Source organism: Salipiger sp. ABN3_019, assembly GCF_056158605.1.
Map to the genome: position 1 here is coordinate 728,830 of NZ_JBSWTP010000009.1, position 13,352 is coordinate 742,181.

Here is a 13,352-nt window from a genome sequence, read left to right on the forward strand (position 1 = left end):
AAGAACTGGCCAAAGAACTGGGCAGCGATCAGGCGGCGTTTTCCTCGGCCGGCTCCAGCGGCGCGGGCACCGGCTCCTGCATCGGCGGCCAAGGGCGCGCGTCCTCGGCCTCGACCCATTTTGCCACCCAGTCCGGCAATTCCGGCGAGACGCTGGGCTGCCCGAGCAGATCCATCACCCGCGCGGGCGCGATCATGCCAGCGGCCGAGGTGACCGCGGTGCGAAAGACCGCATGGCTGGCGCAGTCGCCGTCGCTCTTCCACATGCTCTGCTCGAGATACATGAAGCGGTGGTCCCAGCCGATCACCCTGCTGCGCATCTCGATCCGGTCGAAAAGCTTCACCCGCTTGCGGTAGCGCACCATCGTCCCGGCGACGGCAAAGCCCCAGCCTTCGCGTTTCATCAGCGCCAGCAGCCCGCTGCGCCGCGCCATCGGCATGCGGCCCAGATCGTAAAGCGTCAGCACCCGGCCATTGTTGAGCTCGGCGAACATGTCGAGATCCCACGGCCAGCAGATGTGCCGGGTGACGCTGACCTCCCCGGTGGGCAGCGGCGCGGCGTTGCGCACGAGGAACATTTCTTTGGCGAGGCGGAAGAACGGGTACATTGGGCGCTCCTTTCGGGGCGCAAATGGGCGACAGGGTGACGCGAGCGTCAACCACGACCTCGCGGCACTCTTGAGGTTTGCCGCGACACTGCCTAGGTCTTGGGGCGCTGACACAAACAAAGGGCGCACCCGCATGCAATCGCTGTTCCAGATCCTGATGCTGATCCTCGACGTGATCTGGTTCATCATCATCGCCCATGTGATCATGAGCTGGCTGATCAATTTTCAGGTTCTGAACCTGCGGCAGCCGCTGGTTGCGCAGATCTGGGACGGTCTGAACCGCATTCTCGAGCCGGTCTATTCCACCATCCGCCGGGTGCTGCCGCCGATGGGCGGGCTCGATCTGGCGCCGCTAGTGGCGCTGATCGGCATATATGCGATCCGCATTATCCTCACCAACAACGCCGGGTTCTTCTACGGCTTCTGAGCCGGGAAGATGTTTGGGTGAGATGGGGGGCGCGCTGCCCCCTTGGCGCTTTGCGCCTCACCCCCGGCGATTCTCTAAAAAGAATGCGTATTTTCAAAGAGAAGAAGGGACCGGCCGCGCGCGCCCCATACTTCTTCTCTTTACAAGTACGCCCGCCGGAGGCGGATCCGCGGTCGCGGCCGGGCGTCGCGCCGGGTTAGGGCGGCAGGGCTGCCTCTACGGGCGCTTTGACAGCGACCGTCAGAACCGGTCGAGCAGTCTTTCGAGATATTCCAGTTCTTCCTGCGGACGTTCGCCCTCGCCCGAGCGGCGGCGGATCTCGTCGAGCAACTCGCGGGCGCGGCGGTAGACGTCTTCGCCCTGCAGCATGGTCTCATCGGTCCCGAACTGGCCGTTGCTGCCAGAGTTGCGGCCCAGCGGGTCACGCTGCTGGCCGGGCTCGCCGCCCTGCGCCATGCCCTGCTGGCCCTGTCCCTGCTGCTGTTGCTGCGCCAGCGCCTCGCCGAGGTTGCGCATGCCCTCGCGCAGCGCTTCCATGGCCTGCGACTGCTGGTCCAGCGCCTCGGCGAAATCATCCTGCCGCAGCGCTTCCTCGGCACCGTCCATGGCATCATCGGCGCGGCGCAGCGCGTCGCGCGCGGCCTCGCCGGCCTCGGTGCCGGCACCGGGCAGATTGCCGCGCTGGCGGTTCAGCTCTTCGCGCAGCGCCTGCTGGCGGTCGGCGAGGTTTTCCTCGAGCGTGCCGCCGTCGCCCTGCTGAGAGTTGCCCTGACCCTGACCTTCGCCCTGACCCTGGCTCTGCTGTTGGCCGGGGCCTTGCTGCTGACCCTGCTGACCCTGGCCGGGCTGGCCTTGCTGCTGACCTTGCTGTTGCCCCTGCTGCTGGCCCGGTTGCCCCTGCTGGCCGGGGTTGAACTGATCCTGCAACTGGCGGAACGCCTCGTCCGACAGGCCCTGCTGGTTGCGCAGCGTCTCGCCGAGGCCCTCCATCGCCTGCTCGCCGGGGCTCTGGCCCTGACCGGGCTGGCCTTGGGTGACCTGCATGTTCTCCATCATCTGCTGAAGCTGCCGCAGCGCTTCTTGCGCCTCGGCCATGCGGCCCTGTTCCATCAGTTCCTGAATGCGGTCCATCATCCGCTGCAGATCGTTCTGGCTCATCTCGATCATGTTCTGATCCTGAGCCATCTGCTGCTGGTTCTGGTCGGGGTTCTGCTGCGCCTGCCGCGACAGCTGCCGCAGGTAGTCGTCGGTGGCCTCGCGCAGCTCCTGCATCAGCTCGGCGATCTCCTGATCGGAGGCACCGTTCTTCATCGCCTCGGTGAGCCGGTCCTGCGCGCGTTGCAGCCGCTCCAGCGCATCCGACAGATCGCCCTCTTCGAGCAACATCGCCAGATCCCACAGCGCGCCGGCGATCTCGTCCTGCTGCTCGGCGGTCATGCCATCTGCGGTGAACCCCTCGAGCCGCCGCTGGATCGTGCGCAGGCGCAGATAGGGCACCGCCGAGCGGAAGATATCGTCGGGCTGATAGCTGACGGCGCGCAGGATCTGCACCACGTCGCGGGCGTTCGCGCGCGACCACAGCAGGGCGCGGCGCTGTTCGATTAGCGCGGCGGCCAGCGGGTCAAAGAAGCGGCGGCCGGGCAGGGTGATCACCGAGCCGGTATCGGCACCGGTCTGGCCCGCCTCGTCGGCAACCTCGAAGGAGATGCGCACCGGCAGGTTGGCCCACGGATGCTCGGAGAAATTCTCGATCAGCGTTTCGGTGAACTCGGTGCGGCTGCCAGCGATGGGCATGGGCAGCGGCAATTCGATCGCGGCGCGTTCCTCGGGCTCGCGGGCAAGCCCGTAGCGGCGATCGACCTCGCTCAGCGCAAGCTCGATCCGGGCGGTGCCGGAGACCACGCCGTAATCGTCGGAGGCCTGAAAGGGGATTTGCGCGTCGCCCTCGTAGGAGGATTTGATCTCGCCCTGCTGGGCGACGGCGGGCCGCGCGTCGGGGATCACATTGAGATCCCAGCCGCGCCCGCCGGGGCCGTCGATCACCAGCCGGCCCGATTGCGCGACGGTGAATTCCTGCGCCGTGTCCGCCGGAGCCTCGGCGCCCGTAGCAGAGTTGGCGGCCGGATCGGGGGTGCGGCCGGACACGGTCTCGGCAACGCCGAGCGCGCCGATCTCGCCATAAAGCCGCAGGGTGATGCGCGCGCCCTCGGGCACGTCGAGCGATGCGGCGGTGATGTCATTGAGGTAGACCGAGGGCAGCCGGGTGTAGGCGGGCGGCTCCATCCAGCCTTCCCACGTGGGGCCGGAGGCCAGCGCCGCGCCAGAAGGGCCCATGCCGGTGACCGAGCGCATCTGCAGCACCGAGCCGAAGATCAGCGCCACCAAGAGCGCCAGCAGCGCCACATAGCGCAGGGCGAACGGATCGGATTTCGACACCCGCAGGTCGGGCTGCACGGCGCGGGCCTCGTCAAGGCGGGCGCGCATCCGGGCCTGATGCGCCTGCCACAGCGCCTGCGAGCCGGGGTCGTTGCCGCCAATGGCGGGGGTGTCGAGCGTCGCCTGAATGGGATTTCCGCGCAGTGTGCCGTCGAGGCGCAGCAGCGCCTCCTCGCGGCGGGGCCAGCGCATGCGGCGTAGCCCGCGCCAGATCGCCCAGCCCCCGGCGCAGAGCGCCAGAGCGCCAGCGGCCCAGACCCATTCCACGACAACGAGATCCTGCAGGCCGAGCATCAGCGCCGCGATCACGACGAAGATCACCGACCAGAGCGGCCAGAACGCCCGCACGAGCCGTTCCGCCGCCATGCCCCAGAGGGTCAGGCGGAGCGGCCATCTTACCGGCTTGAGGATGTCGGCGGGCGCGCGGTCCCTTGAGGGCATGCTCGTCTCCCGGTCCTTGCTGCGGGTCTTTCCTGCGGTGCTGGACCGCAGGGGACCCGTCAGGGACGGGGTCTTACAGCCACTCCGGAAGCGTATCGCGGTTTATGATTTCCTCAAAGCTCGGTCTCTGGCGAATGACAGCGAATTGATCTCCATTCACCAGAACTTCGGGGACAAGTGCCCGCGTATTATACTCCGAAGACATGACCGCGCCGTAAGCGCCTGCCGAGCGGAAGGCCACCAGCTCGCCCGGATTGACCTGCGGCATGGTGCGCGCCTTGGCGAACGTGTCGCCGCTCTCGCAGACCGGGCCGACGATGTCGTAGGTGCTTTGCTCTCCGCCGGGGGCGGGTTCGATCACCGGGACGATGTCGTGATGCGCGTCATACATGGCGGGACGAATGAGATCGTTCATCGCCGCGTCGAGGATCAGGAAATCGCGGCCCTCGCCGTGCTTGAGGTAGATCACCTGCGACACGAGGATACCGGCGTTGCCCGCGATCAGGCGGCCCGGCTCGATCTCGATCTCGCAGCCCAGATCGCCCAGTTCCTCGCGGATCATCTGGCCGTAATCGGTGGGCAGCGGCGGCGCTTCGTTGCTGCGGGTGTAGGGAATGCCGAGCCCGCCGCCGAGGTCGAGCCGTTCGATGCTGTGGCCGTCCTCGCGCAGCGCATGGGTGAGGTCGGCGACCTTGCGATAGGCAAGGCGGAAGGGTTCGAGATCGGTCAGCTGCGAGCCGATGTGCACGTCGATGCCGACCACCTTCAGCCCCGGCAGCGCGGCGGCGCGGGCATAGACCTCGCGGGCGCGGGCGATGGGAATGCCGAATTTATTCTCGGATTTGCCGGTGGCGATCTTGGCGTGGGTCTTGGCGTCGACGTCCGGGTTGACGCGGATGGTGACCGGGGCGGTGACGCCAAGCGCGCTGGCGACCTCCGAGATCACTTCCATCTCGGGCTCGCTCTCGATGTTGAACTGGCGGATGCCGCCGGTCAGCGCGGTGCGGATCTCGGAGCGGGTCTTGCCGACGCCGGAAAAGACGATGCGCTCGCCGGGCACGCCAGCGGCCTTGGCGCGGGCGTATTCGCCGCCCGAGACCACATCCATGCCCGCGCCCGCCTTGGCCAGCGTCTTGAGGATCGCCTGATTGGAGGCGGCCTTCATCGCGTAGCAGACAAGATGCGGACCCCAGCTCAGCGCCTCGTCGAACAGCAGGAAATGCCGCAGCAGCGTGGCGGTGGAGTAGACATAGACCGGGCTGCCCACCTGCGAGATGATCTCGGGCAGAGGCACGTCCTCGGCGTGGAGAATGCCGTTGCGATAGAGGAAATGGTCCATGTCGGTCCCCGGATAACTGCTGCCGCGTAAGGGCTTCAGCGCGGGGATAAAGGATAACCCGTGGGAAGGGAACAGGGCGATTCATCGCCCGAAAACGGCGCCAAGCCTTTGGGCGGGCGTCTCAGATCGGCCTTGAGCGGAACCACAGGTAGAGCGGCAGGCCGCAGCTGACGCCGATGAGGAATGTGGCGGGAATCGCCAAAAGCGCCACCCAGTTGCGGCGCACCGCGACCTCAGCGAGGATCCAGAGCGTCAGAGTGACGGCGGTGATGACCAGATCCCAGCTTAGGCCGGTGACCGCGCCATTGGCCTGCCACGCGGCGATCATGCCGGGCAGCGACCAGCCGTTGCCAGCCAGCCAGCCAAGCATGTGCACCATCGGATGCACCGCGCCCCAGAGCGCCAGTGCCAGCCACAGGTGGCGCAGCCTCATTTGCTGGAAATGCCCATCTTCACGGTGCCGTGGATGCTGACGCCGGGCTCGGGCGTGCTGTCCTTGGGCTCGGGCCGGGTCGGGGCGCCATCGGCGCCGCAGGCGGCAAGCAGAAGGGCAAGGCCAAGGGCCTGTGCGCTGCGGATGATCATCGGTAGTCCTCGCATTCCTTGCGATCTTTGCGCGCCCGGATAGGCCAGGGGCAGTCTCGCTCAGGAACCAGTTTCGCTCAGGACGCGGGGCGCGGCAAGTCGGCTGCCGCGCCGGGTACCTGTCCTCAGGTGCCGACGCCAACCCGGACCGGGCCGCGTCCGGCGGAGACACCCACATGGGGTTTCACGCCGCCGGGGCCGATCGAAACGCCGGTGTTGACCCTTGGGCCGCGCGTGTTGGGATCCTCGCAGGCGGCGAGAAACATGGTCACGGCGATCAGGGTCAGTCCGGCGAGTCTTGTCATCCGAGGATTTCCTTCCATCGGGCCACCTGCTCGCGCACGCGGGCCGGGGCGGTTCCACCATAGCTCATTCGGCTTGCCACCGAATTATGCACGCCCAGCACATCGAAGATACCCTCGGAGATTGCGTCATTGACCGATTTCATCTCCTCAAGCGAAAGATCGCTCAAATCGCAGCCTTTTTTCTCGGCCATGGCCACAAGCGCCCCGGTGACATGGTGGGCGTCGCGGAACGGCAGGCCGGTTTCACGCACCAGCCAGTCGGCAAGATCGGTGGCGGTGGAGAAGCCCGAGGCGGCGGCGGCCTCGAGGTTTTCGACATTGCCGGTCATGTCCTTGACCATGCCTTCCATCGCGGCGAGCGCCAGCATCAGGTTGTCGGCGGCGTCGAACACCTGTTCCTTGTCTTCCTGCATGTCCTTCGAATAGGCCAGCGGCAGACCCTTCATTACCATCAGCAGCGCGACATTGGCACCGAAGATGCGGCCGATCTTGGCGCGGATCAGCTCGGCGGCGTCGGGGTTCTTTTTCTGCGGCATGATCGACGAGCCGGTGGAGAAACGGTCGGACAGGGTCACGAAACGGAACTGGGCCGAGGACCAGATCACCAGCTCTTCGGCAAAGCGCGACAGATGCATGGCGCAGATCGAGGCGGCGGCGAGGAACTCCAGCGCGAAATCGCGGTCCGACACGGCGTCGAGCGAGTTGGCCATGGGCCGGTCGAAGCCAAGCGCCTCGGCGGTCATCTGGCGGTCGATCGGGAAGCCGGTGCCCGCAAGCGCGGCGGCGCCGAGCGGCAATTCGTTCATCCGCTTGCGCGCGTCCCGCATGCGCGACAGATCCCGGGCGAACATCTCGACATAGGCCATCATATGGTGGCCCCAGGTGACCGGCTGCGCGGTCTGCAGGTGCGTGAAGCCCGGCATCACCCAATCGGCGCCAGCCTCGGCCTGACCCAGCAGCGCCTTCATCAGCGCCAGAATGCCGCCCTCTGCGGCGTCGCATTGGTCGCGCACCCAGAGGCGGAAGTCGGTCGCCACCTGATCATTGCGCGAGCGCGCGGTGTGCAGGCGGCCAGCCGGTTCGCCGATGATTTCCTTCAGGCGCGCCTCAACGTTCATGTGGATGTCTTCCAGCGCGGTGGAAAACGCGAAGTCACCGCCTTCGATCTCTGACAAGACCGTGAGCAGACCTTCCCGGATCGCTTCGGCGTCGCTAGTCTCGACGATGCCTGTGGCGGCGAGCATGGCCGCATGGGCCCTCGAGCCGGCAATATCCTGCGCCGCCAGCCGCTTGTCGAAGCCGATCGAGGCGTTGATCGCCTCCATGATCGCATCGGGTCCTGCGGCGAAACGGCCGCCCCACATCTGGTTCGAGGTCTTGTCCGACATGTGCTGCCTTTCCGGAGGGAAGATGAAAAAACTGGCCTTGGCGATCCTCTATACCGCCGGTGTTGCGCTTGCAAATCCGGCGCTCGCCGATGTGCAGAGCGCCAGCGCGTTGCGCGAGGGCGAGATGAAGAAGCTGGTGTTCCACCCGGCGCCGAAACCGGCGGGCACCGAGGGATTCATCGACTTCGAAGGCAACCCCAAGGCGCTGTCCGACCTCGAAGGCAAATGGGCGCTGGTGAACTTCTGGGCCACATGGTGCGCGCCCTGCCGCGAAGAGATGCCCGCGCTCTCGGCGCTGCAAAAGGACATGGGCGGCGACAGCTTTGAGGTGGTGACCATCGCCACGGGGCGCAATCCGCCGCCGGCGATGCAGAGCTTCTTTGACGAGATCGGCGTCGACAATCTGCCGCTGAACCGCGACCCGAAGTCGAAACTGGCGCGGCAGATGGCGGTGCTTGGGCTGCCGGTCTCGGTGATCCTCAACCCCGAGGGCGAGGAGGTGGCGCGGCTGACCGGCGATGTGGACTGGGCGTCCGGAAACGCGCGGGCGGTGCTCGCGGCGCTGATCGGCGGCGAGAGCTGACATTCAAACCGGCGGACCTAATAGACTGCCGGGACTAAAACTGGCGGGACCAAAACTGCCGGGACTAAAAAAGCAGGGCGAGACAAGCCCGCCCTGCTGCACTGGTTACCCTATTACCGTCACTGGTTACCGGGGCACTTGTTACTAATTCAATCCAAGTTAAAATTTCATTAGAAAATCATTTGAAAATTGGAGCTGGGTTATTCGGCTCCGTAAGGTCGAATAGTAATTACCGAAGCGCCAGTGAGACGCGGTGCACCCGCGAGCTGTCGCCGTTCAGCGCGTTCTGCTGCCAACTTTCGCGCGGCGCGCCGATGTCGTCGAGATCGGTGCCGCCCGTGGCGATCAGCCCATCGTTGCCCCATTCGGCCCAGGCAAGCCCGGTCGAGGTGCGACGCGTTTCTCGAATGCGCATCTCGCGGCGGCCGTCGGCATGCACGATCTCATATTCGCATTCGCCCAGCGTGCGGGCGCAGCTGTCAGGCTCGAACCGCGTGACCGCGCCGTTGGCCGCAACGCTGAGCAGCACCTCGCCGCGCCGGTCCGTGTAATAGCGCCCGGCATAGGGGGCATCGCCGCTTGCGCCGTCGAAGATGTCAAAGCGGAACAGGCCCTGAACTTCGCCGCGCGCCAGATGGCTGACCACCCGGCCTTCCTGATCTTCCATCACCAGCAGCGAGCCCGGCGCAAAGCGCGCGGTTTCCATCTCGACGTCGGCGTGCAAAGGCGACGCGCAGATCGCCGCCAGCAGTGCTGTGAAAAATACGCGCATGGCAGTGCGCTCCTTTTCGATGGGCCCCCACCCGATAATTAAATCTCGGTGAATTGCGGCGGGAAATCAAATATCAGACAAAAATTCGCCGCAAATTTAGAAATTTCGCGGACAGTTCTGGTTTGCGGGTTTGGACTGTTTCTAAAATATACGCCTATCTGGCGCGAATCGCGGAAGGACGCCGTGAGCGCCTGCCTTCTTTAAGTCAATATTGACGTTCTCAGCGGCAATATGTGCCGGCGCGGTAGCGGGCCGTGTCGAAATGAAAGTGATCTTTGTGGAAACGATCCAACTCCGGGCCCAGAACCGTGCCAAAAGGACCGCAGGCATCGCTGTGCAGGCTGCGCAGGATGCGTCCGCGGCTGCCGCCACCCCAGTCGCGCAGCACAGAGATCTCGCTGCCGTCGCGCAGTTGGATGGCGGAAATGTCGATGGCGCGGCCCTTGCCATGCTCGCTGATTTTGGCGCCGGGCTGGTTGTTGCGCGCGCGGCAGGCGTAGCTCGCGGCCACGCGCAATCCTTTCACACCGCCGCCGGTGCTGCCGACAGTGGGCTTCACCGCCGTGTCGACCCACGTCTTCAGCGCGCGGGCGGTGGTGCAGTCGATCGTCGCGCGGGTGCTCAGCGACAGGCCGGAAACGCTGCGCAGCTTCACCGCATCGGTGATGCCGCAGCCACTGATGCGGCCGGGCACCGTGCCGACCGGCGTGCCTTGAAGGTCAGGATCGCCGCAGACCGCGCCGCGCTGTCTTTGCTTGCGCAGCGCCAGCGCCTTTTCGATCACCGCCTGACTGCGCCGCAGCGGGCGCAGCGAATTGCCGATGGCCTGCGGTGACCGCGCTGCGAAGGCGAGGGCTGGCAGGGCAGGGGGGAGTTGGGTGTCCGAATTTACGCCTGCATTCGGAGCTTTCCGCTGGACCGTGCCATTCCCGGCAACCACGGGGGGTGCCACAGGCTCTGGCGCTTGCCGCACCGTCCGCTCCACCGGACGAAGTGAGGTTTCGGGCGCGGCACCAAGCGGCGATGCCAGAAGCATCAGTGCCGCCAGTGCCATCGCCCGAGGAATCATTTTTCCACCTTCACCCGTCCGAAATCCGGTGCATCCGTGTCCTGACCGGCCTGCAGAATGCCCCGACGAATTTCCCGCGTCCGGGTGAAGTAGTCAAAGAGCAAATCGCCATCGCCGGTGCGGATGGCACGTTGCAGCGCAAAAAGCTCTTCGGTGAAGCGACCGAGGATCTCCAGCGTTGCCTGCTTGTTTGTCATGAAGACATCACGCCACATGGTGGGGTCCGAGGCCGCGATACGGGTGAAATCGCGGAAACCGGCGGCGGAGAACTTGATCACCTCCTGATCCGACACGCGGCGCAGATCGTCGGCCACGCCCACCATCGTATAGGCGATGAGGTGCGGCACATGGCTGACCACGGCGCAGACCAGATCGTGATGCTCGACATCCATGCGCTCGGTCTTGGCACCAAGCGCCTGCCAGAAGGTCTCGAGCCGGGCGGTGGCATCCTCAGACGCGCCATCCGGCACGATCAGGCACCAGCGGTTGTCGTAAAGCGAGGCAAAGCCGGCGTCGGGGCCGGAATGCTCGGTGCCCGCCATCGGGTGGGTGGGGACAAAATCCACGCCCTCGGGCAGATGCGGGCGCACCGCCTCGATGACCTCTTTTTTCACCGAGCCAACGTCGGTGACGGTGCAGCCGGGCTTCAGATGCGGCGCGATGGTCTCGGCGATCGGACCCATGGCGCCGACCGGCACGGCGAGGATCACCAGATCGGCATCCTTCACCGCCGCCGTCAGATCATCGACAATCTCGTGGCAGAGGCCGAGCCGACGCGCGGTCTCGCGCGTTTCGGCCGAGCGCGCGTAGCCGGTGACATGGGAGTCCATGCCAGCGCGCTTCATCGCCCAGAAGATCGACGAGGCGATGAGGCCAAGACCGATCAGGGCGACGCGCTGGTAGCTCTGCGTCTCGCTCATCGCGCGCCTGCCTTGAACTGCCCCACCAGATGCGCCACCCGGCGGCACGATGCCTCGTCGCCGACGGTGATGCGCAGCGCGTGCGGAAGCTTGTAGCCGGTGGTGCGGCGCACGATCACGCCCTGCGATTGCAGGTAGCTGTCACAGGCCTCGGCTTCGTCCTGCGAGCCGAAGCGGGCGAGGATGAAGTTCGCGGTGGAGGCGTCCGAAGACACGCCATGCTCGGCCAGCGCCTCGCCCAGCCATGCGCGCATGCGGGCGTTCTCGGTGCGGCACTTCTCGACATAGGCGGTGTCGCGGATCGCGGCCTCGGCGGCGGCCAGCGTCAGCGCGGTCACGTTGAACGGGCCGCGCACGCGGTTGAGCACGTCGATGATCTCTTGCGGGCCGTAACCCCAGCCGATGCGCATGCCGCCCAGACCGTAGAGCTTCGAGAAGGTGCGGGTCATGAAGACATTGGGCCGGTCGGTGGCCAGCTTGGCGCCGCCGTCATAGCCCTCGACATATTCCGCATAGGCGCTGTCGATCACCAGAATGGCGGTTTCGGGGATGCCGTTCGCCAGCCGCTCCAGTTCCGCCAGACCGATCATCGTGCCGGTGGGATTGGCGGGGTTGGCGACGAAGACCAGCTTGGTGCGCTCGGTGCAGGCGGCGAGGATATTGTCGATGCTGACCACGCGGTCCTGCTCGGCGACCTCGATGGGGGTCGCACCGGCGGCCATGGCCGAGATCTTGTGCATGGCAAAGCCGTGCTCGGTGTGGATCACCTCGGTGCCCGGACCGGCATAGGCTTGGCAAAGGAACGCGATGATCTCGTCCGAGCCATTGCCGCAGATGACGCGCTGGGGATCAAGGCCCCAGACCTCGCCGATGGCCTCGCGCAGTTCGATGTGATCCGACGAGGGGTAGCGGTGCATCTCATGCACAACGCGGCGCACCGCCTCCTGAGTCGCATGCGACGGGCCGAAGGGGTTCTCGTTCGAGCTGAGCTTGATCACGTTCGACACGCCCGCAAGATGGGACTTGCCGCCCACGTAGAGCTCGATGTCCATGATGCCGGGTTGCGGTTCGATGCCAGCCATTGCGGTCTTTCCTCAGCTAAGATGCCGTGTCGTCATAGCGCGGTGCCTTGGCACATGCCAGAGTCGGTGGGCGGCGGTGCGCAGGTCAGACGACCACGTCCATCCGCTGCTGCTCGCCAACCTCGAAAACGCGCTTATAGCGGGCGATCTCGTCCTTGGGGCCCATCGCCTTGTTGGGGTTGTCCGAGAGCTTCACCGTGGGGCGGCCATTGGCGCTCACCGCCTTGCAGACGAGGCTGAAGGGCGCCAGCCGGTCGTCGGGGGTGAGGCCGCGGAAGTCATTGGTCAGCAGCGTGCCCCAGCCGAAGGAGACGCGCACCCGGCCCGAGAACTGGTGGTAAAGCTCGAGGATCTTCTCCTCGTCGAGCCCGTCCGAGAAGATCACCAGTTTGTCGCGCGGATCCTCGCCGCGCTCCTGCCACCAGCGGATGGCGATCTCGGCACCGGTCGCGGGATCGCCGCTGTCGATGCGGATGCCGGTCCAGCCTGCCAGCCAGTCGGGCGCGTTGCGCAGGAAACCCTCGGTGCCATAGGTGTCCGGCAGGATCATCCGCAGGTTGCCCTCATGCTCGCGGTGCCAGTCGGCCAGCACGTCATAGGGCGCGCGCGCCAGCGCCGCGTCGTCCTCGGCCAGCGCGGCGTAGACCATCGGCAGTTCATGGGCGTTGGTGCCGATCGCCTCGAGGTCGCGGTTCTTGGCGATCAGACAGTTCGAGGTGCCGGTGAACCCGTCGCCCAGACCCTCGACCATCGCCTGAACGCACCAATCCTGCCACAGAAAGCTGTGGCGGCGGCGGGTGCCGAAATCGGCGATCTTCAGGCCGGGCTGGCCGCGCAGACGCTCGATCTTCTCCCACAGCTTGGTGGCGGCGCGGGCGTAAAGCACCTGAAGCTCGAACTTGCCCATGTGGTTGAGCACCGCGCGCCCGCGCAGTTCCATCAGCACGGCGAGGGCGGGGATCTCCCACAGCATGACCTCGGGCCAGCTGCCCTCGAAGGTCAGCTCATACTGATCGCCGACACGTTCGAGGAAGTAAGGCGGCAGGCGCAGGTTCTCGAACCATTCCATGAAGTCGGGCCGGAACATCTGGCGCTTGCCGTAAAAGGTATTGCCGCGCAGCCAAGTGCTCTCGCCGCGGGTCAGGCTGAGCGAGCGGATGTGGTCCAGCTGCTCGCGCAGTTCGCCCTCGTCGATCAGCTTGGCCAGCGGCACGTCGCTGGAGCGGTTGATCAGGCTGAAGGTCACCTGCGTGTCGGGGCGGTTGTGGAACACCGACTGGCACATGAGCAGCTTGTAGAAATCGGTGTCGATCAGCGACCGGACGATCGGGTCGATCTTCCAGCGGTGGTTCCAAACTCGGGTCGCGATTTCCACGGCGCACACTCCTCACGGGCAAT

The 13,352-nt window shown here is 65.8% G+C and carries 14 protein-coding genes; 2 read left to right on the plus strand and 12 right to left on the minus strand.

What is annotated here, in order from left to right; translation table 11 throughout:
- Nucleotides 1-28: 28 nt before the first annotated feature.
- On the minus strand, nt 29-607 hold the full coding sequence (locus ACXAD2_RS11575) for an acyl-CoA thioesterase (protein WP_475170017.1): 579 nt from the start codon (nt 605-607) through the stop codon (nt 29-31).
- 133 nt (nt 608-740) lie between these two features.
- Between ACXAD2_RS11575 and ACXAD2_RS11580 the strand changes: the two genes are divergently transcribed.
- A complete protein-coding gene (locus tag ACXAD2_RS11580) occupies nt 741-1,034 on the plus strand; it encodes a YggT family protein (protein ID WP_164179893.1) in 294 nt (97 codons plus the stop codon).
- Nucleotides 1,035-1,274: 240 nt separating this feature from the next.
- Here the strand turns inward: ACXAD2_RS11580 and ACXAD2_RS11585 are convergent, their stop codons facing one another.
- From ACXAD2_RS11585 to argH, 6 genes are all read right to left on the minus strand, one after another.
- Nucleotides 1,275-3,911, minus strand: a complete 2,637-nt coding sequence (locus tag ACXAD2_RS11585; protein WP_475170019.1) for a TIGR02302 family protein — start codon at nt 3,909-3,911, stop codon at nt 1,275-1,277.
- A 73-nt stretch (nt 3,912-3,984) separates the two neighbouring features.
- Nucleotides 3,985-5,250 (minus strand): diaminopimelate decarboxylase, encoded by a 1,266-nt coding sequence (lysA, locus tag ACXAD2_RS11590; RefSeq protein WP_475170022.1) that lies wholly within the window; start codon nt 5,248-5,250, stop codon nt 3,985-3,987.
- 121 nt (nt 5,251-5,371) lie between these two features.
- On the minus strand, nt 5,372-5,683 hold the full coding sequence (locus ACXAD2_RS11595; protein ID WP_475170025.1) for a DUF2834 domain-containing protein: 312 nt from the start codon (nt 5,681-5,683) through the stop codon (nt 5,372-5,374).
- A complete protein-coding gene (locus ACXAD2_RS11600) occupies nt 5,680-5,850 on the minus strand; it encodes an argininosuccinate lyase (protein WP_224905961.1) in 171 nt (56 codons plus the stop codon). The genes ACXAD2_RS11595 and ACXAD2_RS11600 overlap by 4 nt, the downstream gene beginning before the upstream one ends.
- A gap of 110 nt (nt 5,851-5,960) precedes the next feature.
- Nucleotides 5,961-6,140 carry a hypothetical protein gene (locus tag ACXAD2_RS11605; RefSeq protein WP_066103575.1) on the minus strand — a complete coding sequence of 60 codons (180 nt, stop codon included), beginning with the start codon at nt 6,138-6,140 and terminating at the stop codon, nt 5,961-5,963.
- Entirely contained in the window at nt 6,137-7,528 is a 1,392-nt protein-coding gene (argH, locus tag ACXAD2_RS11610; protein ID WP_475170029.1) for an argininosuccinate lyase, read from the minus strand. The genes ACXAD2_RS11605 and argH overlap by 4 nt, the downstream gene beginning before the upstream one ends.
- Nucleotides 7,529-7,550: 22 nt before the next feature.
- Here argH and ACXAD2_RS11615 point away from each other — a divergent pair, with 22 nt between their 5' ends.
- Entirely contained in the window at nt 7,551-8,111 is a 561-nt protein-coding gene (locus ACXAD2_RS11615) for a TlpA family protein disulfide reductase (RefSeq protein WP_475170032.1), read from the plus strand.
- A gap of 229 nt (nt 8,112-8,340) precedes the next feature.
- Here ACXAD2_RS11615 and ACXAD2_RS11620 read toward each other — a convergent pair whose 3' ends face one another.
- The 5 genes from ACXAD2_RS11620 to pncB all read right to left on the minus strand — a co-directional run bounded on the left by ACXAD2_RS11620 (nt 8,341) and on the right by pncB (nt 13,329).
- Nucleotides 8,341-8,883, minus strand: a complete 543-nt coding sequence (locus tag ACXAD2_RS11620; RefSeq protein ID WP_164179899.1) for a hypothetical protein — start codon at nt 8,881-8,883, stop codon at nt 8,341-8,343.
- A gap of 220 nt (nt 8,884-9,103) precedes the next feature.
- Complete coding sequence (locus ACXAD2_RS11625; RefSeq protein ID WP_475170037.1) at nt 9,104-9,937, minus strand: extensin-like domain-containing protein; 834 nt, start codon at nt 9,935-9,937, stop codon at nt 9,104-9,106.
- An 11-nt stretch (nt 9,938-9,948) separates the two neighbouring features.
- Nucleotides 9,949-10,872 (minus strand): prephenate/arogenate dehydrogenase family protein, encoded by a 924-nt coding sequence (locus ACXAD2_RS11630; protein WP_475170039.1) that lies wholly within the window; start codon nt 10,870-10,872, stop codon nt 9,949-9,951.
- Nucleotides 10,869-11,954 carry a histidinol-phosphate transaminase gene (gene hisC, locus ACXAD2_RS11635; RefSeq protein WP_475170041.1) on the minus strand — a complete coding sequence of 362 codons (1,086 nt, stop codon included), beginning with the start codon at nt 11,952-11,954 and terminating at the stop codon, nt 10,869-10,871. Before hisC ends, ACXAD2_RS11630 begins: the two co-directional genes overlap by 4 nt.
- Before the next feature lie 85 nt (nt 11,955-12,039).
- On the minus strand, nt 12,040-13,329 hold the full coding sequence (gene pncB, locus ACXAD2_RS11640) for a nicotinate phosphoribosyltransferase (RefSeq protein WP_224905951.1): 1,290 nt from the start codon (nt 13,327-13,329) through the stop codon (nt 12,040-12,042).
- Nucleotides 13,330-13,352: the final 23 nt, after the last annotated feature.

Excerpts from the sequence above, each read along its gene's own strand:
- ACXAD2_RS11575 (WP_475170017.1), bottom strand. The coding sequence starts at position 607 with ATGTACCCGTTCTTCCGCCTCGCCAAAGAAATGTTCCTCGTGCGCAAC.
- ACXAD2_RS11580 (WP_164179893.1), top strand. The coding sequence starts at position 741 with ATGCAATCGCTGTTCCAGATCCTGATGCTGATCCTCGACGTGATCTGG.
- ACXAD2_RS11585 (WP_475170019.1), bottom strand. The coding sequence starts at position 3,911 with ATGCCCTCAAGGGACCGCGCGCCCGCCGACATCCTCAAGCCGGTAAGA.
- lysA (WP_475170022.1), bottom strand. The coding sequence starts at position 5,250 with ATGGACCATTTCCTCTATCGCAACGGCATTCTCCACGCCGAGGACGTG.
- ACXAD2_RS11595 (WP_475170025.1), bottom strand. The coding sequence starts at position 5,683 with ATGAGGCTGCGCCACCTGTGGCTGGCACTGGCGCTCTGGGGCGCGGTG.
- ACXAD2_RS11600 (WP_224905961.1), bottom strand. The coding sequence starts at position 5,850 with ATGCGAGGACTACCGATGATCATCCGCAGCGCACAGGCCCTTGGCCTT.
- ACXAD2_RS11605 (WP_066103575.1), bottom strand. The coding sequence starts at position 6,140 with ATGACAAGACTCGCCGGACTGACCCTGATCGCCGTGACCATGTTTCTC.
- argH (WP_475170029.1), bottom strand. The coding sequence starts at position 7,528 with ATGTCGGACAAGACCTCGAACCAGATGTGGGGCGGCCGTTTCGCCGCA.
- ACXAD2_RS11615 (WP_475170032.1), top strand. The coding sequence starts at position 7,551 with ATGAAAAAACTGGCCTTGGCGATCCTCTATACCGCCGGTGTTGCGCTT.
- ACXAD2_RS11620 (WP_164179899.1), bottom strand. The coding sequence starts at position 8,883 with ATGCGCGTATTTTTCACAGCACTGCTGGCGGCGATCTGCGCGTCGCCT.
- ACXAD2_RS11625 (WP_475170037.1), bottom strand. The coding sequence starts at position 9,937 with ATGGCACTGGCGGCACTGATGCTTCTGGCATCGCCGCTTGGTGCCGCG.
- ACXAD2_RS11630 (WP_475170039.1), bottom strand. The coding sequence starts at position 10,872 with ATGAGCGAGACGCAGAGCTACCAGCGCGTCGCCCTGATCGGTCTTGGC.
- hisC (WP_475170041.1), bottom strand. The coding sequence starts at position 11,954 with ATGGCTGGCATCGAACCGCAACCCGGCATCATGGACATCGAGCTCTAC.